The organism is Leptolyngbya sp. FACHB-1624, assembly GCF_047649235.1.
GTDB classification, from domain to species: domain Bacteria; phylum Cyanobacteriota; class Cyanobacteriia; order Leptolyngbyales; family Leptolyngbyaceae; genus Leptolyngbya; species Leptolyngbya boryana.
Genome location: NZ_CP180258.1, coordinates 879,587 through 906,577, shown reverse-complemented (window position 1 = coordinate 906,577; position 26,991 = coordinate 879,587). Strand labels below are relative to the sequence as shown.

The 26,991-nt window shown below is 47.6% G+C and carries 28 protein-coding genes and 2 pseudogenes; 10 read left to right on the top strand and 20 right to left on the bottom strand.

The window, feature by feature from the left end:
- The first annotated feature begins 80 nt into the window (after window positions 1-80).
- On the top strand, window positions 81-1,478 hold the full coding sequence (locus tag ACMUEV_RS04180) for a DUF3084 domain-containing protein (RefSeq protein WP_017290538.1): 1,398 nt from the start codon (window positions 81-83) through the stop codon (window positions 1,476-1,478).
- A 34-nt stretch (window positions 1,479-1,512) separates the two neighbouring features.
- Window positions 1,513-1,944, top strand: a complete 432-nt coding sequence (locus ACMUEV_RS04175; RefSeq protein WP_017290539.1) for a Holliday junction resolvase RuvX — start codon at window positions 1,513-1,515, stop codon at window positions 1,942-1,944.
- Between the two features lie 7 nt (window positions 1,945-1,951).
- On the opposite strand, the gene ACMUEV_RS04170 is transcribed toward ACMUEV_RS04175, so the two are convergent.
- The 12 genes and pseudogenes from ACMUEV_RS04170 to ACMUEV_RS04115 form a co-directional block, all read right to left on the bottom strand.
- Window positions 1,952-2,212 (bottom strand): DUF3146 family protein, encoded by a 261-nt coding sequence (locus tag ACMUEV_RS04170; RefSeq protein WP_017290540.1) that lies wholly within the window; start codon window positions 2,210-2,212, stop codon window positions 1,952-1,954.
- Window positions 2,209-2,823: an aminoacyl-tRNA hydrolase gene (gene pth / locus ACMUEV_RS04165; RefSeq protein WP_190653535.1), complete on the bottom strand. Its 615-nt coding sequence runs from the start codon at window positions 2,821-2,823 to the stop codon at window positions 2,209-2,211. The genes ACMUEV_RS04170 and pth overlap by 4 nt, the downstream gene beginning before the upstream one ends.
- Window positions 2,823-3,122: a TatA/E family twin arginine-targeting protein translocase gene (locus ACMUEV_RS04160; RefSeq protein WP_017290542.1), complete on the bottom strand. Its 300-nt coding sequence runs from the start codon at window positions 3,120-3,122 to the stop codon at window positions 2,823-2,825. The genes pth and ACMUEV_RS04160 overlap by 1 nt, the downstream gene beginning before the upstream one ends.
- A 139-nt stretch (window positions 3,123-3,261) precedes the next feature.
- Window positions 3,262-3,456: a photosystem II reaction center phosphoprotein PsbH gene (gene psbH, locus ACMUEV_RS04155; RefSeq protein WP_017290543.1), complete on the bottom strand. Its 195-nt coding sequence runs from the start codon at window positions 3,454-3,456 to the stop codon at window positions 3,262-3,264.
- Between the two features lie 336 nt (window positions 3,457-3,792).
- Entirely contained in the window at window positions 3,793-4,266 is a 474-nt protein-coding gene (locus ACMUEV_RS04150) for a GNAT family N-acetyltransferase (protein ID WP_190653536.1), read from the bottom strand.
- A gap of 313 nt (window positions 4,267-4,579) precedes the next feature.
- The gene (locus tag ACMUEV_RS04145) at window positions 4,580-5,269 is read right to left on the bottom strand and encodes an SDR family NAD(P)-dependent oxidoreductase (protein WP_190653537.1); all 690 of its coding nucleotides are present in this window, start codon (window positions 5,267-5,269) and stop codon (window positions 4,580-4,582) included.
- A 218-nt stretch (window positions 5,270-5,487) separates the two neighbouring features.
- Window positions 5,488-6,159 carry a transposase gene (locus ACMUEV_RS04140; protein ID WP_348251405.1) on the bottom strand — a complete coding sequence of 224 codons (672 nt, stop codon included), beginning with the start codon at window positions 6,157-6,159 and terminating at the stop codon, window positions 5,488-5,490.
- A 310-nt stretch (window positions 6,160-6,469) separates the two neighbouring features.
- Window positions 6,470-7,267, bottom strand: coding sequence for an IS21-like element helper ATPase IstB (gene istB, locus ACMUEV_RS04135; protein ID WP_415354657.1), 798 nt, complete (start codon window positions 7,265-7,267; stop codon window positions 6,470-6,472).
- Between the two features lie 379 nt (window positions 7,268-7,646).
- Window positions 7,647-8,702, bottom strand: a pseudogene (istA, locus tag ACMUEV_RS04130) (IS21 family transposase); the annotation flags it as partial.
- A 227-nt stretch (window positions 8,703-8,929) separates the two neighbouring features.
- Window positions 8,930-9,466: pseudogene (locus ACMUEV_RS04125) on the bottom strand (transposase); the annotation flags it as partial.
- A 477-nt stretch (window positions 9,467-9,943) separates the two neighbouring features.
- Window positions 9,944-11,107: a CBS domain-containing protein gene (locus ACMUEV_RS04120; RefSeq protein ID WP_242044284.1), complete on the bottom strand. Its 1,164-nt coding sequence runs from the start codon at window positions 11,105-11,107 to the stop codon at window positions 9,944-9,946.
- A gap of 236 nt (window positions 11,108-11,343) precedes the next feature.
- On the bottom strand, window positions 11,344-11,733 hold the full coding sequence (locus ACMUEV_RS04115; protein WP_190648983.1) for a recombinase family protein: 390 nt from the start codon (window positions 11,731-11,733) through the stop codon (window positions 11,344-11,346).
- Between the two features lie 75 nt (window positions 11,734-11,808).
- Between ACMUEV_RS04115 and ACMUEV_RS04110 the strand changes: the two genes are divergently transcribed.
- The 4 genes from ACMUEV_RS04110 (at window position 11,809) to ACMUEV_RS04095 (ending at window position 14,964) form a co-directional block, all read left to right on the top strand.
- Window positions 11,809-13,035 (top strand): PAS domain-containing sensor histidine kinase, encoded by a 1,227-nt coding sequence (locus ACMUEV_RS04110; protein ID WP_190648980.1) that lies wholly within the window; start codon window positions 11,809-11,811, stop codon window positions 13,033-13,035.
- A 65-nt stretch (window positions 13,036-13,100) separates the two neighbouring features.
- The gene (locus ACMUEV_RS04105; RefSeq protein WP_348251555.1) at window positions 13,101-13,310 is read left to right on the top strand and encodes a response regulator; all 210 of its coding nucleotides are present in this window, start codon (window positions 13,101-13,103) and stop codon (window positions 13,308-13,310) included.
- Between the two features lie 178 nt (window positions 13,311-13,488).
- The gene (locus tag ACMUEV_RS04100; protein WP_348251554.1) at window positions 13,489-13,707 is read left to right on the top strand and encodes a hypothetical protein; all 219 of its coding nucleotides are present in this window, start codon (window positions 13,489-13,491) and stop codon (window positions 13,705-13,707) included.
- Between the two features lie 81 nt (window positions 13,708-13,788).
- On the top strand, window positions 13,789-14,964 hold the full coding sequence (locus tag ACMUEV_RS04095) for a transposase (RefSeq protein ID WP_242044283.1): 1,176 nt from the start codon (window positions 13,789-13,791) through the stop codon (window positions 14,962-14,964).
- Between the two features lie 1,557 nt (window positions 14,965-16,521).
- On the opposite strand, the gene ACMUEV_RS04090 is transcribed toward ACMUEV_RS04095, so the two are convergent.
- Both ACMUEV_RS04090 and ACMUEV_RS04085 read right to left on the bottom strand, forming a co-directional pair.
- Entirely contained in the window at window positions 16,522-16,848 is a 327-nt protein-coding gene (locus tag ACMUEV_RS04090) for an IS110 family transposase (protein ID WP_242044282.1), read from the bottom strand.
- A gap of 114 nt (window positions 16,849-16,962) precedes the next feature.
- Window positions 16,963-17,916, bottom strand: coding sequence for a hypothetical protein (locus tag ACMUEV_RS04085; RefSeq protein ID WP_348251553.1), 954 nt, complete (start codon window positions 17,914-17,916; stop codon window positions 16,963-16,965).
- A 231-nt stretch (window positions 17,917-18,147) separates the two neighbouring features.
- On the opposite strand from ACMUEV_RS04085, the gene ACMUEV_RS04080 reads away from it, so the two are divergent.
- The 3 genes from ACMUEV_RS04080 to ACMUEV_RS04070 are packed head-to-tail and all read left to right on the top strand — an operon-like array spanning window position 18,148 to window position 18,888.
- Complete coding sequence (locus ACMUEV_RS04080; RefSeq protein WP_190648970.1) at window positions 18,148-18,393, top strand: UPF0175 family protein; 246 nt, start codon at window positions 18,148-18,150, stop codon at window positions 18,391-18,393.
- A gap of 33 nt (window positions 18,394-18,426) precedes the next feature.
- Entirely contained in the window at window positions 18,427-18,693 is a 267-nt protein-coding gene (locus ACMUEV_RS04075; protein ID WP_199329327.1) for a hypothetical protein, read from the top strand.
- A gap of 45 nt (window positions 18,694-18,738) precedes the next feature.
- Complete coding sequence (locus tag ACMUEV_RS04070; protein ID WP_199329325.1) at window positions 18,739-18,888, top strand: DUF3368 domain-containing protein; 150 nt, start codon at window positions 18,739-18,741, stop codon at window positions 18,886-18,888.
- A gap of 322 nt (window positions 18,889-19,210) precedes the next feature.
- Here the strand turns inward: ACMUEV_RS04070 and ACMUEV_RS04065 are convergent, their stop codons facing one another.
- The 6 genes from ACMUEV_RS04065 to tyrS all read right to left on the bottom strand — a co-directional run bounded on the left by ACMUEV_RS04065 (window position 19,211) and on the right by tyrS (window position 24,819).
- Window positions 19,211-19,942: a CPBP family intramembrane glutamic endopeptidase gene (locus ACMUEV_RS04065; protein WP_242044281.1), complete on the bottom strand. Its 732-nt coding sequence runs from the start codon at window positions 19,940-19,942 to the stop codon at window positions 19,211-19,213.
- A 110-nt stretch (window positions 19,943-20,052) separates the two neighbouring features.
- Entirely contained in the window at window positions 20,053-20,802 is a 750-nt protein-coding gene (locus tag ACMUEV_RS04060) for a DUF6920 family protein (protein ID WP_190648965.1), read from the bottom strand.
- Between the two features lie 23 nt (window positions 20,803-20,825).
- The gene (locus ACMUEV_RS04055) at window positions 20,826-21,179 is read right to left on the bottom strand and encodes a hypothetical protein (RefSeq protein WP_348251552.1); all 354 of its coding nucleotides are present in this window, start codon (window positions 21,177-21,179) and stop codon (window positions 20,826-20,828) included.
- Between the two features lie 1,160 nt (window positions 21,180-22,339).
- Window positions 22,340-22,861, bottom strand: coding sequence for a hypothetical protein (locus ACMUEV_RS04050; RefSeq protein WP_190648960.1), 522 nt, complete (start codon window positions 22,859-22,861; stop codon window positions 22,340-22,342).
- A gap of 39 nt (window positions 22,862-22,900) precedes the next feature.
- Entirely contained in the window at window positions 22,901-23,614 is a 714-nt protein-coding gene (gene pyrF / locus ACMUEV_RS04045; RefSeq protein ID WP_190648957.1) for an orotidine-5'-phosphate decarboxylase, read from the bottom strand.
- A complete protein-coding gene (tyrS, locus tag ACMUEV_RS04040; protein ID WP_190648954.1) occupies window positions 23,611-24,819 on the bottom strand; it encodes a tyrosine--tRNA ligase in 1,209 nt (402 codons plus the stop codon). Before tyrS ends, pyrF begins: the two co-directional genes overlap by 4 nt.
- A 239-nt stretch (window positions 24,820-25,058) precedes the next feature.
- Between tyrS and ACMUEV_RS04035 the strand changes: the two genes are divergently transcribed.
- The gene (locus ACMUEV_RS04035; RefSeq protein ID WP_017290574.1) at window positions 25,059-26,966 is read left to right on the top strand and encodes a transglycosylase domain-containing protein; all 1,908 of its coding nucleotides are present in this window, start codon (window positions 25,059-25,061) and stop codon (window positions 26,964-26,966) included.
- Window positions 26,967-26,991: the final 25 nt, after the last annotated feature.

Genomic DNA, 26,991 nt, shown 5'->3' with positions numbered 1-26,991 from the left:
TAGAGCGAGCAGTCATAATGAAAGGCAAAGTCTGAAAGTGCCCTTAGAGTGCAGTATGTCTAGGGGTTTGTGGGAGCGTCATGTCCGATGTCGGGCTAATTCTAATTTTGGTGGTGTTGGTGTTAGGAGGGGTGATCGCGACAGTCGGCGATCGCTTAGGAACGCGCGTGGGAAAAGCCCGCCTCAGCTTGTTCAATCTCCGTCCCAAACAAACAGCAGTTGTCGTGACGATTTTGACGGGCACGCTGATTTCTGCCTCTACGTTAGGCGTTTTACTGCTTGCCAGTCGCACCTTTCGAGAGATGGTGTTGAACTTCGGGCGAATTCAAGCCGATTTGCGGGCGACAAATCGTGACCTCGATAAAGTCACGGCTGATCTCAAAACCACCGATCAGCGAAAAGCTGAGGTTGAGAAAGATCTAGAGCAAGCGCGATCGGAACGTGCCCAAATTGAGGAATATCTCAAGCGCCTCAATGCCAATCTTCAAGTTTCAGTCGCTCGACAACGAGAAACCGATGCCCAACTTCGCAGGACAGAAGCGCAGCGAGATCTCACCCGCAATCAGCTAGAAACAGTTTCTCAGCAAGCACTCTCGCTCCGCAACGAAATCAATCAGCTGGAATCTGAGCAGCAGGCGTTAATTGAACAACGGGATCAGGTGAAAGCCCAAATTGCGGAACGAGATGCGCAAATTGCGGAACGAACTGCCCTGATTGAAAAGCGCGATCGCGAAATTAATGAGCGCGATCAAGTCATTGCTCAACGCGAAGCAGAATTGAAAACCCTGGAACAGCAGAGAGCTTTTCTCGTGGCAGCCGTTCAGCAAATTCAGCAAGATGTGGAACAGATTCGCCGAGGTGATCTGGCAATTTTTCGGACACAAGTGCTGTCTTCAGGCGTTGTGCGCGTCGTCGAACAAGGTGGAGCCAAAGCAGCGGTCGATCAATTACTGCAATTGGCAAATCAGACCGCGATCGAGTCGCTTCGCCTGGGGCAGAACAATCAGCAAATTGTGCAAATCCCGATTGCGGAAGTGCAAAACCTCATTCAGCAAATTCAAGATGGTAAAGATTATCTGGTGCGGGTGCAGGCCGGGGCAAATTATGTTCTCGGTGACGACCGAGGCGTTGTCGTGAATATGAGTGCAGTGCCGAATCAGGTTGTCTTTTTAGCAGGAGATACGATCGCGACTCAAACGCTGGAACCGTCTAAACTGTCCCCCCAGGATTTTCAGAAAACCTTACAAGACCTAATTGCAGCTTCTAATGCCCGTGCCCGTGTCGCAGGGGTGATGAATGACAGACTAGAGGTTGAGAAACTGTTGAGTCTGGGATCTTTTATCGATCAGCTTCGCCGCTATCCGAATTCGATTGAATTGCGGGCAGTTGCATCGGATGTGACTTACACAGCGGGACCGCTCAAAATAGAATTAGTAGCGGTGCAGGATGGGCAGGTTGTGCTGCGGGCATCGAATTAGCAATCTGTAGACAGAACAACGGCAAGAGGTGAGTATGGCGGAACAGCCCGTTATTCTGGGATTTGATCCAGGGCGACAAAAATGCGGAGTCGCAGTGATGGGAGTCGATCGCCGAATTTATTATCATCAAGTGATCTCGTCTGAAGAGACGATTTCGACGATCTCATCTCTGAGGAGTCAGTTTCCGATTTCGCTGTTGGTCATGGGTGATCAGACTTCTTCTAAAACCTGGCGGCAGAAGTTAGAGACTGATCTCAGTGAGCCGATGCGAATTATCACCGTCGATGAGCGCAATAGTTCGCTAGAGGCGCGCGATCGCTATTGGCAAATGTATCCACCGAAAGGGCTAACGCGGCTGATTCCTGAAGGAATGCGAACCCCGCCGCGACCGATTGATGACATTGTGGCAATTTTGTTGATTGAGCGGTATTTGGGGCGGTTGGTGAGTGGGGGTGTGGGGGAGTAGGGGATTTTTACAACTCCGCCCGAATCGTAAACGAATAATCCCCACCCGGCTCAAGCTGATAATCTTTCGCTTCCAAAAATCTCCCTAGCGGTTCCTTAATCAAGGCTCGTCCGAGCGAAGGCTGAATGTTCAGCAATCCGCGTCGAAAATGCCAGTGAAACTGCCACTCATATTCGTTTGCTCTGACCTCGCCTTCGATACTGCCCTGTTGCCAGGACTGGCGCAAAATGCGGACATGGGCAGTGGTTTCAGGGAGACGTTTGCTCATGATGCAGACTTCGACTCTACAGATTGATTGTTGTAAAGGCTCATGGCTTTTTCAACCCCTTGCTTGAGACTGAGTTCGACGGCACTGACTGTGAGGTTTAAAACCTCGTCGATCGCACCTTTCTCATTCGGGGCAAAGGTTCCTAAGACATGAGATACCGCATCTTTCTCGTTCGATTTGGCGCTACCGATACCAATTCTTAGGCGAGGAAATTTCTGAGTTCCCAGATGAGCGATCGCGGATTTCATTCCATTTTGCCCACCGGCTGACCCGGATAACCGCAATCGTAATCTTCCGACTGGCAAATCCATGTCATCGTAAATGACCATCACCGCTTCGGGTGGAATTTTGTACCAATCGACGACCGCTCGAATCGCTTGACCGGAATTATTCATATAAGTCGTCGGTTTCAGCAAGCGAATCTTGCCGACCGGACTCATTCCTTCTCCAAACCAGCCTTGGAATTTTTTATGTTCGGACAGTCCAATCTGCCAGAGTTTTGCTAAGCGATCGATCGCCAGGAACCCGACATTATGACGAGTATTTTCGTATTTGCTGCCAGGGTTTCCTAGCCCAACGATCAATTGCGGGGGCGTTGCTTCAGAAGACATTAGGACTCTTTCTCGATCGGGGTGACAGCGACAGTCTCCTCAACCGTTTGAGGGTCTTCTGCCGGGGCGATTTTTGGTTTTTCTTCTAAAGTTGCTTCCATGGTCTGTGGAGCCGAGGCAGTCAGATTTTCTGCTTCGCGTTTGAATTCATTCTCAAATTCTTTAGAAGCGTCCTGGAAACTCCGGATCGCTTTACCCATACTGCGTCCAATTTCTGGCAGTTTTTTGGGACCAAAGACTAAGAGTGCCACGACGAGGATCAGTACCATTTCGGGTAAGCCGATGCCGAAGAAGTTCATATCGATCTCCTGATGTCAGTCAAGTAAAGGTGGAGTAGGGAGTGGGGATTCGATCTATTGTAGGGGTTCCCCTCAATCCCGCTCCTAAAAAAAAACCCGGAAAACTCCGGGAATGATTTTGCTAATTGCGTTTTTGGGTTTAGTTGCCCCAATCAACGTTAAAGCCATCGAGAAGCAATTCTTGGTTATAGATTTGCAGAATGATCAGCAGAAATACCAAGAAGAGTGCCATAAAGACTCCCATCAAAGGGGTGGTTCCCCATCCAGGTACAACTTTACCGTATTCAGAATTTAAAGGTTTTAGAATGTCTCCCAACCGAGTCCGCTGTGCCATGGCTCACCTTTATCGCTAAGTCTTGGAAAATGTTTAAACTCAATATATCAGCTTTGGGTGACGGCTTTCACAAGAGCTTCAAACAGGAGAATTGCAACTTTTCGCTGAGTATAAGCGCGAGCCAATTTAATCTTGATGCCGCGCGGTCGTTCGTCGCTGCTGAGACTATAGCGATCGAGTGCGGTCTGGTAGATCTGGCGAATTTCGAGAATTCGGGTGTTTTGAGTTTTGCGTAGCTTTAATGGTGTAGTTTAGCGGTGACAGAAGAACTTGAACGTTAGACCAGAAACGTTGTACATCCGCTGCAACCGAATTGTTGTGCAGCTGTCAACATCACTAGCCTTCAAGTTTTACGTACATCTCTGTCGGATGAGAAATGGCAAAAGAAATATCCCAATGCTGAAATCCTAAACTCTGATACAAATTTGCGGCAATTTCATTCTCCTTTCGATAACTGGTTGCAATGATCTCAATATCGGGACACAGCTTGAGGCGGCGAATGACTTCAATCATGGTAGCTCGTCCATAACCTTGCCCTTGATACTTTTTATCCACCATCAACCGTGTAATAAAGCCTACACCTGCAATGATTTCATACATTGTGAATCCAATCATGGGCACTTCAGGTTGTTCATAACCACATGCAACAGCATCGTAAATAGCCAGGGGAAAAAGATTGGGATCAATATAGGCTTCTGCGAGAGATTGTGTAGTGGTTGCAACCAACTCTTGCTGAGACTCTGATACCTGAAGATTCAGACATTCTCGGAAATTGTCTCGCGTGACTCTGCGTAAATGAACTTTAACCACAGACTTACCTGTCCTAAATTGCGCGACTTGGACGCTATCCAGCTTAACGCCTCAGCTAAGTTACTCTTTGCGATCGCTCCACTAATAACTCTTAATCAACCGCCTAACCGAGCTGCTCCAATTTACTTAACTTTGAGTACTGAAGAGTAATCTTCAAATCACTGCCACAACCTGAAACAAAGCGGCACAACGATCGCAATCACCGGACTCAGATCAACTCGGCTAAAATCCAGCATACTTCAAAGTTCCAGTGCATTGCGCTTGTTAGATTTCATTTCTTCGAGGTTTGCATAGGCATGTAAACGTTGGTCGATCACCTTTTTTGTTGCATATTAATATCTCCAACATCTACAGTGTTTGAAAGTTCCAAAATCCATTCAATCGCGGAAATCAAATCTATTAGAGGAATCGGGACTTGCTGAGGAGATCGACCCTCTTCAATGTCTGTCATGACTTCTTCTGTAGCAACATTGCCGGGGTTAATAACCGTAACACCAATTTTATAATCACGTAATGCTAACTTTAATGCTTGTACTGCGCCTCTTAATCCAAACTTTGAAGCTGTATTAGCCACCTCAGCCGTTGCAGAATTATCTAGCCCAGATAATGCACCAATGAATATCGCCCTTGGGTTATCTGATTTCACAAGATTTTTGGCAAGCTGTCTCGTCAATTCAATGGGGGCAATAGTGTTGACCGCTATCACAAATCGAGTTTCTTGATCGGAGCTTTTCATAAAGTCATATTGATCTGTAAATGCTCCATCTTCCCAAACTCCTCCCATAAAAAGAAGGGCATCCAACGCAGATTCACCAAGCTTATCGGCAATTGATTTTATTCCTTCCGACGTAGAGATATCTGCTTGAATCCACTCTCCTGCAACTGCCTGACTTCTTGAAACAGAAACCACGCGATCACCCTTCTGAGCAAAGTGTTGAGCAACAGCTGCACCAATACCTCGACTAGCTCCTATAACAGCAATTTTTCTTCCTTCTGATTGCATTTGAAGCTCTTTATGATTGTGGCTTGATTGAAATCTAACTATTTATTAGACTGACTCTTTCCGCCTAATCATCCAGATTCGGACGTTAGACCGAAAATGGTCGGCATAACATCCCGTCAGGGCAAATTAGGCTGATGAAAGTCGGCATAAAATCCCAAATTAGAGGATTAGACCGACTTTTTGATACCGTTGGCGAATGTAATACAGCAATATGAATACTAGGCTGGGGCTGGAGCTAAACGAGCGAAGCGAGATTGACGAGTTCTAGCAAGTGGAACGCCATCCAGCCAAGCAACAGCTCGAAGCACATTGAGAGCAAGCGCACTCAGCACATGCTGAAGATGAGCTTTGGCAAGCCCGAGATAGCGGCACTGCCTCAGACCACATACCCGCAATGCTTGCGATACTGTTCCTTCAATGCCTGCCCGGGTTGCATAAGCATCGCGAAATTCCTGAGTGTGCTGACGAACTCGCGCTGCTTGCAGCATTTGGAAGTCCTGCTGCGGTTTGAACGTCAAGGCTCGCGCTCCAGTTTTGTGAGATCGGGTACACTTGGTGCGTAGCGGACAGACTAAACACTGCTGCTTTGGAAAGCGAACGAAGACCGCAGGGTGTCCTGCTCCATCTTGTCCAACTCGCCAAGTGCTGTTCTGTTGCCCCGCTGGGCAATAGACCCGTTGCTGTTGCCAGTCGATCTGAAAATCGCTCAAGCTGAATCCTTGCCCGGCTTGAGCTTGCCACTGTGAGTTGGCAGGCACAGGACCCACTAAATCAAGCTGGTAATCGTGTTGACTGCTCATGAGGAGTTGGGTGGAGGTGTAGCCTTGGTCAACGAAGTGTTGTTGTGGCAGGAGATTTTGGTGTTGCAGTGCCTGATTGTCTCCCGTCAATTACATTGGCACATTTAGAGCATCAATTTTCTCCTCCTTTTTGCTACAAAATTCAACTTCAAATCAATGGAATCAGGTAGTGTTCGCATCCAAGTTGAAAGTAAGGTGTAGATGATCACGTTTCCAAACGACAACTAAAAATGCTGTACTACTCGGATGGACTGAAGATGGACTCAAGCTGAGTAGTACAGGGACAAAAAAGCAGCACAAATTGTCAAACTGAATCGTTGAAATCCAGGCTGGACGGAAGAACTTCTGCACTTTTAAGCAGAGCCTCAAGGTAAAGTGAGTTCAGGATAGGAGTGCTGAATTAAGTCGTGTGAGTGCGTGAGATTGCGGCTTGTTTGCGAAAACTCTCGGCTTGCATTTCGAGAATGGTCGCGTGATGGACTAAGCGATCTATGGCAGCGACCGTCATCATCGAGTCCGTAAAGATGCTATCCCACTGGCTGAAAGGTTGATTGGCTGTAATCAGTAGACTGCGCCGTTCATAGCGATGAGCAATCAACTCAAACAGCACCGAGGTTTCCGCCTCTGACTTTTTGACATAGCCCAAGTCGTCAATGATCAGCAGATCGTACTTATCGAGTTTGACAAGAAAAGCAGGTAATTGCAGTTGTAGTTTTGCTTGCTGAAGTTGCTGAACGAGCGTGGTGGCAGGCAGGAACTTCACCCATTTGCCCAACTCTATCATGGAACGCCCTAGTGCCGAACTGACATGTGTTTTCCCAGTTCCACTCGGTCCAAAGATGAGGATATTGGAGGCAGTTTGCAACCAACTGGTCGATTCGGCAAATTGCATCACCACTGCCGGATTGAGACTAGGAACATGAGCGAACTCAAAATTAGACCAGGATTTTCCGCAAGGCAATTGCGCTTCGGTGAGCGCGCGGGCAATCCGAGCCTGGTCGCGACGGGTTGCTTCCCCTTCGGCGAGTGCTAAGAGGAATTGAGCGTAGCTCCAATTCTCCTGAGTGGCTTGATGTTCGACCGTCTGCCAATCGGACAGGAAGTGGCTCAACTTGAGGCGTTTGAGCACCGTCGTCAGGGTTTGGTAGGGACTCAACTGGGACTGGGGATTGTTTCTGTGTTTGGAAGAGTTGGTCATAGCTCGATAGTGCGTGTTGCATTGAAGCAACTTCGGGAACAGGTAGGGATTTCATCAGATTGAATCGATGTTGGAGACGAGAGAGGGTGAATGTACCGGCTGCAAGCTCAGTTTTGAGATAGTTCGCCACTTCGACTTCTCGGTCTTGAGTGGCTGCAATGTACAAGGCCTCAACCATCCAACGAGCAGCAGTATCGGGATCAGTGCCGCGTTTCATCTGTTGCCAGAGTTCGCGCCAGTCGGCATCGGGCAGTAAGTCTTCCTGCCATTGGCAGTGCAGAAATGCTCTGGGTTTTCGACGCAGACTCTCGACGATATGGCGATAGTTGATGCAGCGCGCCCGTCGAATCGTTGCACTGCCATGGACATGAAGACGAGGCAACACAACGACTTGAGTCGTGCCGACAAAGCCCGCAATCTGGTCGTGATAGAGATGTAATGTCAGTTGCTGCCCAATCAGTCGAGACGGCACACTGTAAAGAATGCAACGCACACTGATGGTACTGTGGGCACTGACTCGACTACTTAAAACCTCATAATCCGCCGTCCGATATTGCGGTAAGCTTTGCAAAGTGGAACGTTCCAGCTCAAATTTTTGCTGGCACTTGGCATTGAGCTTTGCTATCACCGATTCGATGAACACCTGATACTGAGCGACACTCTCAAAATCAAAGCTGCCTCGACGGTACAGCGCCTGACACAATCGGCGTTTGAAGTACCCATGAGACGACTCGATGGAACCGTTTTCATGAGCCACGCCTGGGTTGTTTCGAGTCGGTTGCATCCGGTAGTGGTCACAGATCGCGGCATACATTTGCGTCAATTGCGGATTGCGGCTACCCGTGTTGCGATATGCCGCACTGAGACTATCGGTGCGATGTTGCTGGGGCACTCCTCCACAGGCAAACAGCGCATTTTGTAAGCCTTGGGATAAGCCCACAAAGCTCTCCCCACCCTGAATTACCTGCACATATTGCCACCCACTAAACGCCAGTCGATAGTGATACAAAATGTGCTGAAACGCTTGTCCTCTGACTGTTACGGTGACACCCTTGAGGTGCGTAAAGTCAGACAGTCCCAGGACTCCCGGAGAATGCTGAATCTTGAACATCACTTCTTTCGGTTTCCCGTGTTGAGCTTTCCAATCTTTGACCCGTCGTTCTACGGTTCTCAGTTTGTCGTCATATTGTCCGGGATATAACTCTTGCAGCGTTTCAAACAACGTGATGGGGTGTAGGCGAGGTTCTCGTTCTAGCATCGGAAGCAAGTCTGCTTCCCAATGCCCATCGAGTGGGTCTTTGCGGGTTTTCCAATCTCTCGGTCGTCCGCGTTTGGGTCGATGCGTCCCATTTTCAATCCGCTGGGCGGTACGTCTTGAAATCCCAGCTTTGGCTGCCGAGGTTTGTCGGGAATGTCCCGATTGTTTCGCGTTCATGTACAGTTGAACCTGTTGATATTTTATTGATACGGGCACTAGGAAGTCTCGAATTGCAAGTTTGGACGCATCCTAGTGTCTTTTCTTTGAAGATCTCGTTGGATCAAGATTGCTGAATCAAGCTGCTCGATCTGATCCGGTTTGCAAATGAGAAGGTGTTCTCTTATTTGGAAAATTTGGGGTGGGCAACGTAATTGTCAGTTGAGCCAATACAATTGTCGCGCCATAGGCGCAACGGTTGCCAGATCATTCAGGGTAGCCCGCAGCGTCTCGCCAAGGTGTTCTAATCGGCTCATCGCTCGCACGCTCGATAACACATGCGTGGAGTCGGTGCGTTGTTTTCCTCGGGCTTTGAGCAGCCCTCGGGCTTGAAAGCACTTGAGCATGGCTTCCAAAAGGGCTTGCTCGGCTTGAGCGTCCACCAATCGCTGCCGAAACTCACTCAATACTGAATGGTCAAAGCCAGGGTCGTCCAATTCCGGCGACAAAGCATACTTCCAATCGATTCGACTCCGCACAGCTTCTGCTGCCTGACGGTCGGAGAGGTCTTCAACGAATTGCATCACTGTCACGAGTGCCAATCGCCACGGTGCGATTGCCGGTTTTCCTTGGGAAGCGTATAAAGCAGCAAAATCACGGTCTTGATAAAAGACACCTAGCTCATCTCGCATCTGCAGATAACGGTTGCCTTTGCGAAAAACGGCTTGCGCTACCCGTACCGTTTCGGTGGGAATCGCTGGAACCAGAACAGCGTGAAGCGACATTGTACACCTCCAGGGAATCATGACATCCTTACTGGTGATGCTCCTTTATCTTGAACCGCAATTTTTGTTTCGGTTTGTTTTGTTTAAGTTTTGACACCGCTCTAGGTTCGCAGGTAGGACTTTCCCACGAAAATGCTTGTAATACATTCGCCAACGGTATCACTTTTTCTGCCTAATACCGGGATTTGGAATGTTAGATGGACTCATGTTCCGCATATTACGCCTCAATAGGGGAACTAGAGCGAAAACTTCCGTATTTCTTCTCGGAGAAAGCTTGTACTATTCTGCCTAAGATCCCGTTCAACTCCATTCACCCGATGACTGTTGAACGAGATGACATAAAGATAAAGAAATGTAATCAATCATCTTGTTTATTTATTGATTAATAGAAAAATGGCGACTCACTTTAAAATCTTTGCGACAGAACCGTTCTGGCAAGGTGAGGATGGTGTGGGAAATTCATGTCTATTGGGACAGCTATAAGCTAATCTCACGCCTCAGTTTTTCTAGGTTTTCTAAAACTGACTGGAGTTGAGATCGTTGCTGATCAACGGAAAGATTTCTTACCATGAGGGACTGTATTTCATGTTGCACCTGTCCAAGTAAGGAAAGCAGGAGCGTAGGATTTCTTAGCGTCTTTGGATTCTTCAAAGCATCAGGTTGAGTAAACTCTTGGATCAACGGTTGTATCGCAGGTGCATTTTGCCCTGAGCGTTCCATCTGTAGAGCGTGAACTGTTTCTTGCAATGTTTCGAGAATTGCATACATTTCAATCGGGTCGAGAATCCGCAGGAGATCGGTTTGCGTAATAATTCCTAAGCCTTGTCCCCAATCCCAAGACACCACTAATCGCCCGACTCGTCTGCGTTGCATTTCCTGAAGGGCAGTCCAGAGAGAATCATTGGGAGTGAGCAGAAACAGCGGTGTACTCATCACCGTTTGGGCTTGAGTTCTGAACAGATCAACCTGGAGTGACTGCAACTGAATGATATCCCGTTCCGTCACAATTCCTATGGGTTGAGCGTAGCCTTCTGCGCTCTGATCGGTAATGACGACACAACTCACCTGATGAACTGCCATCAACTGGACTAATTGCATCACCGTTGTCTCTCGCAATGCTTGAATCACCTGAGTTACCATCACATCTGAGACTCGATGAAATCGCAATAAATTTACTGGGCGTAAGATGTGACGGATACTATCGTGGGAAATTACCCCAATCAATTGTTCTCTCTCATTCATAATAGGTAAATGGCGAATGCGGTAGCGACGAAACAAGAACACGGCGGCAAAGATGTCTTGAACAAACGATTGGGGTAGGGTAATCACCGGACGAACCATGACTTCCGCAACCGTCAACTGAGAAAAGTCAAGGGCAGCAGCGGTCAAGCGCACAATATCCCGTTCCGTCAAAATTCCTAACAGGTCTTGTTGTTGCATGACTAAGACACAGCGCGCCCGGACTTCTCGTGACAGGGAATCATCCCCTTCATCGACAACGGAACAAACCGGATGATCCCCACAGCTCAGTAAGGGAATGATATCTACAAGCAGCGTGGTCGGTGGCACGATCGTAGGGTGGTGATCGATGGCTGCCTCCAAATTGGGAACCCAAGTAAGCGGGTGATCCAGTGGCATCATAGACCCATAAAGTAGTAAAGCCAGCGGTCAGAACTTTTTCTGTCGCAAGACAGTATTCCCTCCATCCAACCCGGAGGTGTTACAAGATATGGCCTCACTTCATTTTTCCTCTCAAGACGTAACTCTTTATTACAATTCCAATAGTTTTAACCCGGCGATGGGGTGGAACTATGTGTATTATAGAGGGATGTTACTGGAAAAAGTCTACAATCTTTTCGAGAAGAGGAATATAACAGTTAATGGTTTTTGATCTCAATCGTTTTCAAGTCAGAAGGAAGAGGATTGGAAACATGCTCAACGCCAGAAACTCTGGGCTCTTTTCCATAGAGTCGATCGAGGACACGCTTAACAGAAATTTTCTGCCACGACTGTCCTCGCTTCGTGGTGTATCCCTGAGCATTCAGCCAATCCGCAATTTTTTGCAAAGACTTTCCTGATTTGTGGTGGCGGCGAATCAGGTCGATTACTTGGCACTCCGCAGGATTCTCTACTAATTCACCATTGATCGATTGTTGCCCAAAGGCAGGGGAGCCATATCCTGCATAACCACCACTGCTCGCTTTTTCCTGTCTGCCTCGTTCTAATCGTTCCCAGGCAGAGGAGTCTTTTGAAGGATTAGATGTCATAGCGGCAACTTCATTGACCTGTTAGATCATCTTATCGCAACTTTAACAGCCTCAGTTTATTAACTGGAGTACTCTATGCCCATTGAAAACGGACAAGACAAGCATCAACTTGCTCCAGATCAGTCGTTTGAGACAGGGCTTCACGATCTAGAAGACCTTTGGTTAATCCTTGATGCCGCTCAAATCGGTGCTTGGAATTGGAATATCCTGACTGGACAGACACACTGGTCAGCATCGATGGAAGCGTTGTATGGATTTTCTCCTGGCACCTTTGATGGTTCGTTTGCAACGTTTATTGATTGTCTGCATCCCGACGATCGAGAAATCGTAAACCAGGCACTTTATACCGCGTTCACTACACAAATGCAGTACGAGGTAGAGTTCCGCATCGTTTTATCGAATTATGACATTCGATGGGTGTTGAGCAAGGGACAAGTCTTTTACAACACTGACGCGCAACCCATCCGAATGGTTGGGATCGACTTAGACATTACTGATCGCAAACAAGCGGAACTAGAACGAGATCGTTGTCTAAAAACAACTCAAGCAGCTTTGCTAGAGGCGCAGAGTGCGCATCGCATTAAAGATGAATTTTTAGCAATTCTGTCCCATGAGTTGCGCTCTCCCCTCAATCCGATCTTGGGGTGGACAAAAATTTTGCAATCTGGCACACTCGATTCGGCAAGAATTTCGCAAGCCTTAGCAACGATCGAACGCAATGCCAAGTGTCAAGTCCAGTTAATTGATGACTTGCTAGATATGGCGCGGATTTTGCGTGGAAAATTGAGCCTGAATCTAGCACCTGTCGATTTGCGTGATGTGATTGCATCTGCCATTGATTCGATCGGGGCAAGTGCAACGGAAAAATCAATTCTACTGCGCTGTACGCTGGGGCGTGTTGGATTGGTTTCTGGCGATGTTGTGCGACTCCATCAGATCATATGGAATCTGCTTTCAAATGCGGTTAAGTTTACGCCAAAGGGTGGACGCATCACCATTCAATTGAAAAAGGTTGGGCACCAAGCTCAACTGACGGTCAAAGACACGGGTTGTGGCATTGATGCCGATTTTTTGCCTCATATTTTTCAATTCTTCCGTCAAGAGGATGCTTCGATTACGCGGAACTATGGTGGATTAGAGTTAGGACTGGCAATCGTTTATCAATTTGTCGAAGCCCACAGGGGAAGCATTACTGCTAGAAGCCCTGGAAAAGATCAGGGAGCAACCTTTACGGTGGTACTCCCACTTCTACCAGACGAGATCGAGTCTACTCAATCCACTGGGTTAAAAAGGCAAAATTAGATCTGAGGGGAATTCGCATTTTAGTAATCGATGATGAGCAAGATAGTAGAGAACTCTTAGCCTTTATGATTGCTCAGTCAGGAGCAGTGGTAGAACAGGTTGCGACTGCGGCTGACTTTTTTGCAGCCCTCGAATCGTTTCTTCCCCATCTTGTGATTAGCGATATTGAAATGCCTGAGATTGATGGATATACGCTTCTGAGACAGGTACGATCTCGTGGTCGATGTGATGGAAGAACTTTACAAATTCACTCTGCTGCTGCGAGACAAGGTTGACTATCTCACCGATCGCTACAGTGAACGCAAAGAACAAGCAGTGAAACAGGTGATGGCAACCGCAAACTGCACACTTGAAATCAGCACAACTCAAAATTCATAACGCGTTAGGGAATTCAAGTAGCGTACATATAGTTTCCGAATGGCATGATAGAACGGTCGGCTGACGCTGCGCGCCATGAATACGCCTTCCCATTTTTTAATGACTGCCGCGATTGATAAGGCATTGCCACAAGTGCCGATTCATCAAAAAGCCTTTTTACTTGGGGCAGTTGCACCAGATCTGCCCTTGTGGATTCTCAGTGCGGGTGGAATTGTCTATTACCATTTCGTTTTGGGTTGGAGCATGACGGCAACATTTCGGAGGATGTTTGTCGAGTTATATTTCCATAACTGAGATCTTGCACCAGTCTCAATAAGGCTTGCTAAAAGGGACACAATCTGAAAGAAAGGGCGTAGAAATAATAATCGGACGGTTATGGAAACCATCGTTGGACACGCCCAATCGTTAGTGTATAGTCTCCTCTGCTTGATGCCTAGTGCCTATCAGAAAGCAAGTTTGAATGCTCTGTTTGGATTATTCCTCGAAGCGCTTGGACATCCGTTACCTCAATGCACACAAGTGAAATCTGCGAGTTCTTTGAGTCGATTCTTGAACCATTACACCTGGTCTACGCGCCGTGTGATTCGAGCGACTCGGAGCGCGATTTTGGAACAACTGGCAGAACATCGACCGCGCCGAGATGTGCCACTGCGAGTGTTGATAGACCTGACAACCTTGGAGAAATGCGGCAAGTTTCTACATCTGAGCAATCCGACTGAGAATCCAGAGACCCCTGACCCTTGGGTACGAATGCTCAATGGCAAGCGGGGATTGCATTTAGTCGTGCTGTATCTCAACTGGGGCGAGTGGCGTATTCCATGGAGTTTTCGAGTTTGGCGAGGCAGAGGGCATCCGAGTCCCGCTCAGTTAGCTTGTAAGCTCCTTGCAGGAGTTCCCACTCAGGTGGCTCAAGGTGCGCCAATCATTGTGTTGGCAGACACCGAGTTTGGCACGATGGACTTTCTCCAAGCAGTCCATCGGCGCGGTTGGCGAGCCGTGGTTGGAATGCGATCTAATCGCAAACTGCAAGATGGTCGCTGTCTCAAACAGCTTTATCGTCACAGCAAACGAGGACAGCAGGTCTATGTCCAAGGCATTGCCTTTGCGCTTACGGTGTCTTGGTTCTGGCTCAAACAAACGAATGGGAAACGGGAACTGAGATTTGTGGATTCTACTTACCCCTACTCTGGTGTTTATCTGGTTCGCTTGGGGCGCAAGCGCTGGGCAATCGAAAGCTTTTTCAAAACGATCAAGCATCGCTTTGGGCTTCATTGCTTTGGACAATCCACCAGACGTGGAGTCTACCGTTGGCTCATCCTCTCGTTAATTGCCTACCTCTTGGCACATTGGATCTATCAGGGAGTTTCACTGCCACAACTCGATTGGAAAGTAGCCAGTGATCTTGCCTTATCTGTTTTGTTTGCGTCAGTCTTGTGGTTTCAATTGCTCCGTCAGCTTCAAAACTCAGCGAATCTTGCTGCACAGTATGGGTTTGAAATCATATTGAAAGCATTGCCAAGTCTCGCTTATCGAGAATGGTGCAAGATCTAAGATAACCCATTCTGGCTTGCGGCTCACAATACCCTTCATGCACCTTTTTTACTGTTGCTGGGAATTGGGCTAGTGTGGCGAAAACGGCGCAACATTGGCACTGTGTATCGGTGGCTCTTTTGGGTTTTAGTGTCTTGCCTCTTTCACTCCAGCGTCGATATTTTCACACATGCAGATGATGGGCCTTTACTCTTTTTTCCGCTCGATTGGAGCACTCGTTTCCACAGCCCTATAAGCTACTGGGATCCACGTTATCAAGGTCAAGCGTTCGGTTTTTTTGAGAAACTGCTCGATAGTATGTTGTTAATTTACCTAATGAAAGAAAAGACTTGTCACCTAGTGTGCCGATTAGTCTTAAAAGACGAGACAAATACGTGAACTTCTGCGCTTGATGGCAGCTTCCCAGAACTCGAAAATATAGCTTTAAGTTCCCGCTCACCGGACGCAAGTGATCTTTGCATCTTACTGACAACTTGACTTCGTTCCGGTGCTGCGGGATTGTTAGCTATGAGCGCGATGCAACTACTAAGTACTAAAGTCGTAATGACAATATAGGATTACGCTAGAATACTGTGAGTAATACTTAAAATTTCAAACTTGAACCACAATTTAGTTGAGGTATCTTACTCCTCAGATCTCTACAAATGTAAAGATATTGCTCATCAGGCGAGTTATCTCGTTCTACCTCTTTCAACAGTAAAATATGTCCGTCTGGTGCAGTTGCAATTGCTTCAAAATCAGAACATCCACTTAAAACAGTAGAGAGTAGAAGTAAGGCAAGAACCACTAAATATCTTAGGCGTTGATAGTTAATGATCAGCATATTATTCCATCTTTGTAATTAGAATACTTATTTTAGTTTTGAAAATTTATATGGTAAGGCTGACAAATAAGTTTCAGCTTATCCTCTATGCATTCTTCTACTTGATCTCCAAAAAATATGCTCCTTACTATTAAGATATGACCATCTTGTTTTACGGCAACTGCTTCAATGTTCACGCGTCCGATCCAAGAAATAGCATATGCTAGCAACAATACAAAAATAACTAGATAAATTAACACCTGACGTAATGAGAACATCTTTTCACCTTAAACAAGAATAAATATTCATTCAGTAAGAGAATAATTTGTGCTGTGGATTCACTGCAAGGAGTGAACTAATGGCTAACTATTTATCTAGACTGACTCTTTCCGCCTAATCATCCGGATGCGGACGTTAGACCGAAGCTGGTCGGCATAACATCCCGCCAGGGCAAATTAGGCTGATGAAAGTCGGCACAACATCCCAAATTAGAGGATTAGACCGACTTTTTCTGCCTAATACTGGGATTTGGAATGTTAGATCGACTCACGTCCCGCATATTACCCCTCGACAGGGGAATTATCCCGAAAACTTCCGTATTTCTTCTCAAAGAAATTTTGTACTATTCTGCCTAAGATCCCGTTCAACTCCATTCACCCGATGACGGTTGAACGAGAGGACATAAAGATAAAGAAATGTAATCAATCATCTTGTTTATTTGTTGGTGAATAGAAAAAATATGGCGACTCAATATATCAGCTTTGGGCGACGGCTTTCACAAGGGCTTCAAACAGAAGAATTGCAACTTTGCGTCGGGTGTATGCACGAGCCAATTTAATCTTGATGCCGCGCGGTCGTTCGTCGCTGCTGAGACTATCGCGATCGAGTGCGGTCTGGTAGATCTGGCGAATTTCGAGAATTCGGGTGTTTTGAGTTTTGCGGCGAACTTCGATTTGAGTAAACATCCACTGCCACAAGGCTTTACGACAAAGTGACGATCCGCCTGTACGACGCTTTTTCAAGCTTGTGCCCGACTCTTCTCGCACTGGGGCAACGCCGATCGCTTTTTGAAATTGCCTCAATGATAAATGTCTTGTGGTCGATTTGCCTGAATTTCTACCCTTACGAACCCGAACTTCAGGCTTGCCGAAATTTAGACTCAATCGTGCAAAATTTGGGCTGCCGTCTGAAATCGTCTAGAGAGCCAGAAAACGGCAAATCATTGCCGCACTTCTTTCGTGACCGTTCCCTTCGGTATCAAACCGATCATAAGGATGGACTACGATCGTTTTGCCATCCTTCAGCGCGATCGCAATCCGTCCCATCGGACCAAATTTTCCACCCCGTTTTTTCTGCACCGTCACCTCTGCAATTTGGTCTAGCGGATACTCAGTCGTCCGGGTTCTAATCCAATTCCGTCGTTTCAACGTTAATCGCTGAGTGTATCGGCTGATCTCCAGCGTCACTCGTTCTGCCCAAATCCCAAAGACTGCTGCCCCTGCTAAACAAAGCGTGAAACAAAAAAACGCGTACGATCGCAGATCTCTTTGAAATTTTATGCGCGATCGCTGAGCCTTCAGAAACTGCTGGATCTCCTCTTGCTGTGAGTGTTTGGGATAAACTTCTGCCTGTTCAATGATTCCTGTTGTCGTGACCAGTTGAATCTGATAGCGCAGTGAACCCCTTCTTTCAGAACCGACCGTTTTTAGAGTCACATCTTTAATCTCTTCCAGTTGCCAACTCCGTTGACGTTTACTAATCCAATTGTGCTGAGTGATCGTACAGTGCCCCTGAGTTGGAAGTGCTAGGTTGCGATTGCACTCAAACGTTTCCCAGGTTAATGCGAGAAGTGCAAACAGAACCACGATCGCACAGATGTTAAACGCACTCACAAATGTCCACTTAAACCAGGGACAGAATTGCAGCGCTAGTTTATTTTCGCTTTTATAAATGACTTTCATGGGGGCAATGAAAAGCTTGCACAAGAGAAATCGCAAAGCTTCAAAGCTTAAAGTACCCAGGATTGCCTTTTCGGTGAAATGCCTAAATCTCACGGGATACTCGCAACTGTCGCTTAATCCCCAAGCTGCGATCGTAGCGCTTGGATTGACGCTCACCTGCGAGCCATCCCCAGAATAAGGGCGAAGCATCACAGTTGATATTTATCTTTTCCGGGAACGCCTGTGCTATTGAGCAGCAGTCCAATGTAGAGCGTTTTGGGGGAAACCAACGTCGAAGTTGTGCGACGGCAGGTAGGCTTGAACTCCCACCGATAACCTCTTTACCGTCCGCACCAACGCAGTTAGCTGGATCGGGCGGAACACAGACATTTGCTGCCTTAGAAGCATAAAATAGTAGGACTAGCAGGAAGGAGTATAGCCATGAGCATTATTGTCCCTGACGAAATTTTAGCCGCAACTCGCATGACTGAGACTGAAATGCGTCAGGAAATCGCTATTATGCTCTTTCAGCGGGAAAAGCTTACTCTTGCTCAAGCCAGTCGTTTTGCGGGAATGCACCGTATAGCCTTTCAACACCTACTCGCTAGCCGTCATATCCCAGTACATTACGGAGTAGAAGATTTTGAGCAGGATATTCAGAACCTGCGGGAGATAGGCAGATTGTGATTATCGTCAGTGACACATCACCCATCAACAATCTTGCTGCCATCAATCACCTTCATCTTCATTAATCAACTGTATGGAACGGTTTTTATTCCCGAAGCCGTTTATCGAGAATTAACTGACCCCAATTTTCCTGTTGCAGGTGCGACTGAAGTACAAACTTTTGACTGGATCCAAACTCGTGCTGTTAGCGATCGCATCCTTGTCGAAGCACTGAGCAACGAACTTGATATTGGAGAAGCCGAGGCGATCGCTCTAGCAGTTGAGATTCAAGCCGATCAAGTTTTAATTGATGAACGCTGAGGTCGGTTAGTTGCAAACAGGCTGAATCTTCGCTACACAGGCATCTTGGGAATTTTAGTCGAAGCGAAAAGTAAAGGCTTGATCACTGAGGTGAGACCGCTATTGGATGCGTTGATTAATGAAGCTGGATTTTGGGTTGCAGAACCTTTGTATAACAGCGTTTTACGACTTGTTAACGAGATTGATTTAGCTTGAGCTTTCGAAGAACAGGAAAGTTTTGTGCATGTCCCACAAACTAATTTACAATCCCGGGATAGAGCTAGCTAACGTTCCGCTTCACCCGCCGCAAGTAACCTCCCGGATTGACCGACAACCTCAATACGGCCGGTGTGCAAGCGGGTTGTTAGACTGCGACCCTCACCAAAACGACTTCCCGAACGCAAGATTAGGCATTTGATGTCATGCTGCACCTGATTTTGACTTCATCGCGATCGCAGGGACAGATGGGGTGCCGCATCGCACAATAGACCTATCACGATCGCCACAAGTGTTATCGTGATAGGTCATTGACCCATTATTAGCCCGCATAAACTCGTTTTTGGTGCGAGAGATTTGCTTTTCCAAACACGGTGATCAGAATGATGGCTACCACACAATTCAGAAGGACATCCGCGATAGGAGACACTCCAGGTATAAATGCTCCAAATATGTTCAGCGAACCATGAAAAAGTGCCACTAGCAAAATACTGCCTTTAGTGCTGTTGTAAATCCAAGTGTAGATAAAAGCATTGGCTACGATAAGGATGAACCAGAGGAAAGGGTATTCAGACATGGGATTGCCGACCAAAAAGACAGTCGGCAAATGCCAAAAAGCCCATAATGTGCCCACAATCAGAGTAGCGATAAAGGCACTATGTCGCTTCTGCAATCGTGGCAAGGCGAAACCGCGCCAGCCAATTTCTTCGCAGATATTGGCGAAAAAATTCACTGTGAAGCTGAGGACAACATAGGGAGATAGATCGACAGGTTGGGTTGGAACGGTTGCTGAAAAGCCTAGTAGTTGGGTAATGCCTTGTGCCGTAATCAGAAGCGTTAACGCACCCAGCAGGGCTACGATATACCAGACTAGGCCAACGCGCCATCGAATTAGCCCCTTGAGCAAATTCTGAACCCCTGGTTTACCCTCTACTACGCATAACACCATGACCGCCGCAAGAGCGGGGCCAACGGCATAAAAGACGGTAAGAAGCTGGATGTAGGGACTATCAAATGGGGCAATACGATGCGATCCTAAGGCGGCTGATATCATGCCCAACCATGAGATAGCAAACGCCAAACTATAGAACCAAGCAACGGGATGTTTCTTCATTTTGATAATTTCTATGCCCTGAAGACAAGAAGCTTTGATGCTGAGTGAGTCTAGCGATAGATGGCCTGATCAATGGTGGCTCGGAAGAACTCGCCTTCTGACTCAAACCGCTCAGTGCCGAAATACCATCCAACTCGCAACCGAGTGGGAATCGTGTAGCCGCAGAACGTGCCTTCTTCTTCTACAATTGCTCCAAAGTCTACATAACGGTGTGCCGCACCGCCTGGATTGCCCCAGCGCGGCAGTTTTGCAGCTTTTAGCCGCCCTGTCTGGTCAATGGTTAGGTCGAGTTCTGCCTGTTCACCCTGGGCCATAAAACTGGCATGGAGGTGCGATGCTTCAGTGCTGCTCCAGATCACGTCACCCAGACAAAACGCCGATGGCAACAGCATTAACTCGGTGTGGAAGCGGCCCGCCGTCGATCGCGTAATATCAGAACCCGTGCCAGTCATCACCGGGAATAGCCCCAACAGTTTCCATTGCATCGCCCCGATGCCATCGATGATCCGATCTGATCCCACGATTGGTAAGCGGTTCATCCAGGCGGTGGCACTCCAAATAAATCCGCGCTGCCAGCAGACGACTTGCTCTGCGGTGAAAGGACTCCAGGTCTTGAGCTTGATTTCGCCATGCATTTTTAGGCGCACTGCCGAGGCGATCGCCGTTCCAGGCGCAATCACATGTTCCAGATACCGTCTAGCTGCATCGGGCAAATGGGCAAAGTCATCGGGGCTAAAGGTTCGCTCTTGGGGTGTTGCCGACTCCCATAGAGCCTCGAGGGAAAGCTGTTTAGTTTTCATGACTCTTGTCTATTGCTCCTCTCTTAATTGCTGCTAGCCGTTAATCGAGCGGACTGTTTTAGCAAGCTAATAACAGAAACTAGGGTGATTACGCCAGGAGCCGCTAGCCATAGCCAGAAGCCTAACAATAATTGGTTTAGGGCAAGTTCAGAAACACCACCACTGTCAGCAGGTAAGTTGAACCAAAAGGCTGAAAACGTTCCGCCAAAACCAATCAGAACGGCGGCTAGGCTGGCGATCGCTGAAAACCGATAGCGTCGCATCATAAACGTGATGCAGCACAGCCAATAGAGTGGATTAGCGAACCAGCCAATTGCTGGAATTTGCAGAAAAAGTAGTCCAATGATGCCAAAGAAGGTCAATTCAATCCCCCTCATGGCATAAACGTCATTAGGGTCAGAAGGGCTCCCGCCGACAGAATCTATGGGAACTACATTGAATAAGAGGCAAGGTAGCGCAAGTGCTATGCCGTATAGGAAGAGCGATACTCCCAGCCATAGAATCTTATATTTCACAAGCTACCCTCCCAATCCTATTAATTAGGGTTTTCTGAAAATGACCACTTGAAAACCAGGTAGAATCCAACGTCATTCCCAAAAAACATCACGGCATCAAGGGTGACAAGCTCCCATCCTTCCGCAGAGAGTCGATTAAGATGGCTCGCAATTTTTCTGGCTTTTTGCCTGGTCGTCAAACATAGCCAATCGCTAATTACTTTATATTGTGTTGCCACTGAATTTCCCTCTGGCTTTTGTTTGATTGCAATAGACTGGCCAACCTATTGCAATCAACCTAGACACCATATGCCTCTAACTATGTCAAAGCTATGTTTGATTTCTTGAATGAGTTGATGAAATACGATATAAAACGTGAGATTTTGGCTCAATGCAGCGATCTCAGCATAAATATTTCAGCTACATCCTCATCGATAACTCAGCAGGCTAACGATTGAGTTGAACCGCACCGAGTTAATCAAGCAACACTCACTTTAGTGAGTTGTGCGGTTAACCTTACGACTATTTGCAGCGTGTCGGTTCCAACGAAATGTTCTACGGAACTGGGCGGATGTAGTGTTCCCAACAGATAACATTATATATATCCAGTTCTCGTGGAACAATTGTTTAGACTGACTCTTTCCGCCTAATCATCCAGATTCGGACGTTAGACCGAATCTGGTCGGCATAACATCCCGTCAGGGCGAGTTAGGCTGATGAAAGTCGGCATAACATCCCAAATTAGAGGCTTAGACCGACTTTTTCTGCCTAATACCGGGATTTGGAATGTTAGATCGACTACGTTCCGCATATTACCTATCGACGGGGGAATTAGCCCGAAAACTTCCGTATTTCTTCCCAAAGAAAGCTTGTACTATTCTGCCTAAGATCCCGTTCAACTCCATTCACCCGATGACTGTTGAACGAGATGACATAAAGATAAAGAAATGTAATCAATCATCTTGTTTATTTGTTGATTCAATAAAAATGGCGACTCACATTATCACTTTCTTGTAACGCTGTTAATGATCGATTCAAGAATCCTAATTTCTCTTGCGAATCCCGCGGCGATCGCAATCTTGTAACCAGAGTTGGATCGCTTTCCCGATCGAGCTTTCTCGACTCTCGCGGGGCGGAGTGATCGGTTGCCCTGGTGTCGTCGTGCCAATGCGGGTAAACATGAGCGGAAGTTGCCATCCTCGCTGGCTGCGAGTGAGAAAGAGCCAGTGAAATTCTTGCAGTTCGACTGGCTTGCTCCCCACATATTCTCGTCCTAACGTCGTGATAAAGACTTGTTTGAGAGTCGGATCGGGGGGGCGATCGGAATTGAGCGGCAGCGGTTCAAATTCGGGTCGTCCTGCTAGAATGACGGAGCTTTTCTGACTTCGAGTTAAGCGTTCTCGCACTGTAATGCGATTGGCATATCCTGGCAATTCAGGCAGCATTGCCCTGACGAGCGGTTCGATCTCAGTGGGGCAAGCGACACGAGTTGCAGCTTGGACAGGAAATTGAGAAACCGCGATCACCCAAACACTCATGATCGCCCAATAAGGGAAAGATTTCATTTGAAACATCTCAGTGAATCAAATCAGTGAATCAAACGATTAGGAGACAGAAGCCGCTTCGATCTCCTCACAAATTCGCTCAAACGCTGCCCCCGGATCATCTGCTGCCGTAATCGGTCTGCCAATGACTAAATATGTCGCTCCCGCCTTCATTGCCTGCCCCGGAGTCATGACCCGTTGCTGATCGCCAACAGCCGCCCATGCTGGACGCACCCCCGGACAAACCAAGACAAAATCCTTGCCACACACCTCGCGCAACTGTGTCACCTCATGCGGCGAACACACTGCTCCCCCTAATCCGCTCTCCTTCGCCAACATCGCCATTTCCAGCGCATACTCTGGCAATTCCAGCGGAATTTTTAACTCAAATGCCAGCGATCGCGCCGATAAACTCGTCAAAACAGTGATCGCAATCAACTTCGGATCTGACCCCGGCGCTTTATTTGCCTCGATCGCACTTTGTGCGGCTTGCAAGGCTGCCTTTCCGGCTGTCGCGTGAACTGTAATCAAATCCACGCCATACCGAGCCGCCGCCGCGCAAGCTCCTGCTACCGTATTGGGAATATCGTGAAACTTCAGGTCGAGGAAGATCCGCTTCTCCCGCTCTTGCAAGATTTTGAGAATGTTGGAACCCGAACTGACAAACAATTCCAGCCCCACTTTCCAAAACGTGACTTGAGGAAGGCGATCGACAAGCGCGATCGCTTGTTCCTCAGACGGGACATCTAACGGCACGATAATTCGATCGTTCATGGTACAAACCGCACAAATTTATTCTTTCCAAGCTGAAGCACTTTTCCGGTCAAAGCGTCTGGCGTTTCAAACACCAGATCAGGACTGCTCATTTTCTCTCCATCTAACTTGACGGCTCCGCCTTGAATTTGTCTCCGCGCTTCGGAACTGCTCTTACACAGTCCGGCTGCACTCACGAGGTAAAACAATTTCGATGGAAATTGCAGCCCAGACAGCGAGAACTCCGGGACAGCATCGCTCTGACTTCCACCACCTTGAATCAGACTTAACGCAGCGGTTTGAGCTTCTAAAGCCTTGTCTTTCCCGTGATACTGCGTGACGATATCGAGTGCGAGAAGTTTTTGACGCTCTCTTGGATTCTCGGGCAATTGGTCGAGGGGCAAGTTGGTCAGCAGCTCGAAATATTGAGCGATCGCCGAATCCGGCACTTTTTCCAATTTCGAGTACATACTGAGCGGGTCTTCTGACAGTCCCACATAATTGCCTAAAGATTTCGACATCTTCTGAACGCCGTCTAATCCTGGCAGAATCGGCATTAACAAGCCAAATTGAGGGACTTGTCCAAAATGCCGCTGTAAATCACGCGCAACTGCCAAATTAAACTTCTGATCCGTTCCCCCTAATTCGACATCGGCTTCTAACGCCACCGAATCGTAGCCTTGCATCAACGGGTACAAAAATTCGTGCAAATAAATTGCGGTTCCTTGCTTATACCGTTCGGCAAAGCCTTCTTTCGCCAGCATTTGCCCCACGGTCATCGTCGCTAACAGCTCTAAGATTTTTGCCAAATCCAATTTAGACAGCCATTCAGAGTTGTAGCGAATCTCTAAACGCCCCGGTGTATCAAAATCCAGAATCGGGCGCAACTGCTGCAAATACGTCTTCGCATTCGCGGCGACATCTTCTTCGGTCAACTGCTTCCGCACCTCGGATTTCCCTGTCGGATCGCCAATTCTTGCCGTAAAATCCCCGATTAACAACACCGCAGTATGTCCGGCATCCTGAAACTGACGCAACTTGCGGTAGATAGTACTATGCCCCAGATGAATATCTGTTCCAGTGGGGTCAATTCCGAACTTAATCCGCAACGGACGCTCACTTTTCTCTAAGCGAACCCGTAAATTTTCAGTCGGAAGATGAGAATCCGGCTGGTCTGGGAAAATCTCTGTCGTTCCCCGAAACAGCCAGTCAAGCGAGTTAGACATACTTTATACTTTTGAGAAAATCAACGACTGCATCTGTTCCGTAATCTACAATACTGACTCTGTGCCATTTTCAATCACTTGTTTGACCCATTACTATAGTTTTCATTTGGCTGAGCTTTCTTGAAACTTTGATCCATTTCAGCAAGTCTCAATTATCCTACTAGAGTTACGGAATCCTTACCCGGAAACGCTTGACTCATCCAAGCATCGAACCCCACTTTTACGAAAGAGAGTTTGCCGTGTCGTCTAACACCTTAAGACAAAAGCAGCGCCAACCTGAAACCACCCGAGAATTTGTTCAATCTATCGGCAAAGTGACAGGAGGAACGCTACTTGCGATTACGATGCTGTCAAGTTCGGTGATTGCAGGTGGACTGGTCGGACTTGCGATCAGTTTTCGCAACTTGCCTGACGTGCGATCGCTGCGAGGCTACAAACCGAGCGAAACCACTCATATTTACGATATCAAGGGCAAAATGCTTGCCAGTATTCACGGTGAGGCAAATCGAGAAGTGGTTCCCCTCAATGGAATTTCTCCTCATCTCAAACGGGCTGTGATTGCCATTGAAGATAGTTATTTCTATTCACACCGTGGGGTGAATGGCGGCGCGATCGCCCGAGCCACGATGGCGAATTTCACGACAGGACGCACGGTTGAAGGCGGCTCGACGCTGACCATGCAGCTTGTGAAAAACCTATTTCTGTCCCCGAAGCGTGCGATCAGCCGCAAAGTGGCAGAAGCCGTTCTATCTTTGCGAGTTGAGCAGATTTTCAAGAAAGACCAAATCTTGGAAATGTATCTGAACCAGATTTATTGGGGACATAACAACTACGGCGCTCAAACCGCTGCAAGAAGTTATTTTGGCAAAGATGTATCGAAGCTGAATCTGGCTGAATCTGCGATGATGGCAGGCTTGATTCAATCGCCGGAAGATCTCAGCCCCTTTGTCGATCTGAAAGCGGCAAAAGCCCGTCAAGGCGATGTGCTCAATCGGATGCGAGAACTGGGCTGGATTACGGCTGAAGAGGAAACTGCCGCTCGCAAACAGCCGATTAAACTGGGCAAAATCACCTCGTTCCAGACCAGTCAGATGCCCTATGTTACGAATGAGGTCACGAAAGAACTCACACGTAGATTCGGGCGCGATGCAGTGCTCAAAGGTGGGATGCGCATTCAAACCACGATCGACTCTAAGATGCAGCGGGCTGCTGAAGATACTGCCCGTCGATGGATTAGTACCTTGAATAACCAAGGGGTGTATGCCGACCAGATGGCGATCGTTTCAGTCGATCCCCGGACGCAGTTTATCAAAGCGATGGTGGGTGGAGTCGATGCGAAGAAGAGCGAATATAACCGTGCAACTCAAGCCCTTCGCCAACCTGGATCCGCCTTTAAACCGTTTGTGTACTACGCGGCTTTTGCCTCTGGCAGATATTCTCCCGATGCAACGATCCTAGATGCGCCAGTAGGATATCCAGATGGATATGAAATGTATTATCCGCAAAACTACGATCGTAGTTTTGGTGGAGCCATGACGCTACGCCGCGCGCTAGAGCAGTCGCGAAATGTCCCTGCGGTCAAGCTGGGTCAAGAAATCGGCTTAAATAAAGTCGTTGAAATCTGCCGAAGTATTGGTATCAAAAGCCCCATCGATCCTGTGATCTCTTTGCCATTAGGAGCCGTTGACCTGACACCGCTAGAAATGGCGAGTGCGTATGCAACCTTCGCAAACAATGGCTGGTATTCAGATACGACCTTGATCGCCCAAGTTGCAGATAGCAGTGGCAATGTGATTTTAGACAACACGCCGAAACCAAGACTAGTCCTTGATTCCTGGGCATCTGCTGCTCTGAATGACACTCTACAAGGTGTAATCACGCGCGGAACAGCAACGGCAGCCCAAATTGGTCGTCCTGCTGCCGGAAAGACGGGAACAACTTCTTCAGAACGCGATATTTGGTTTGTGGGATATGTGCCTCAGCTTGCAACAGCAGTTTGGGTTGGAAACGATAACTACTCGCAGCTAGGACAGGGTGCAACGGGAGGAACGTTTGTCGCTCCAATTTGGCGAGATTTTATGTCTCAAGCGTTGCAGGATGTACCTGTTGAGAAGTTCCGCCCCATGTCGGACTTTGAAAAACCGTAACAAATTCTTGGGGTTGGGCAGCTTG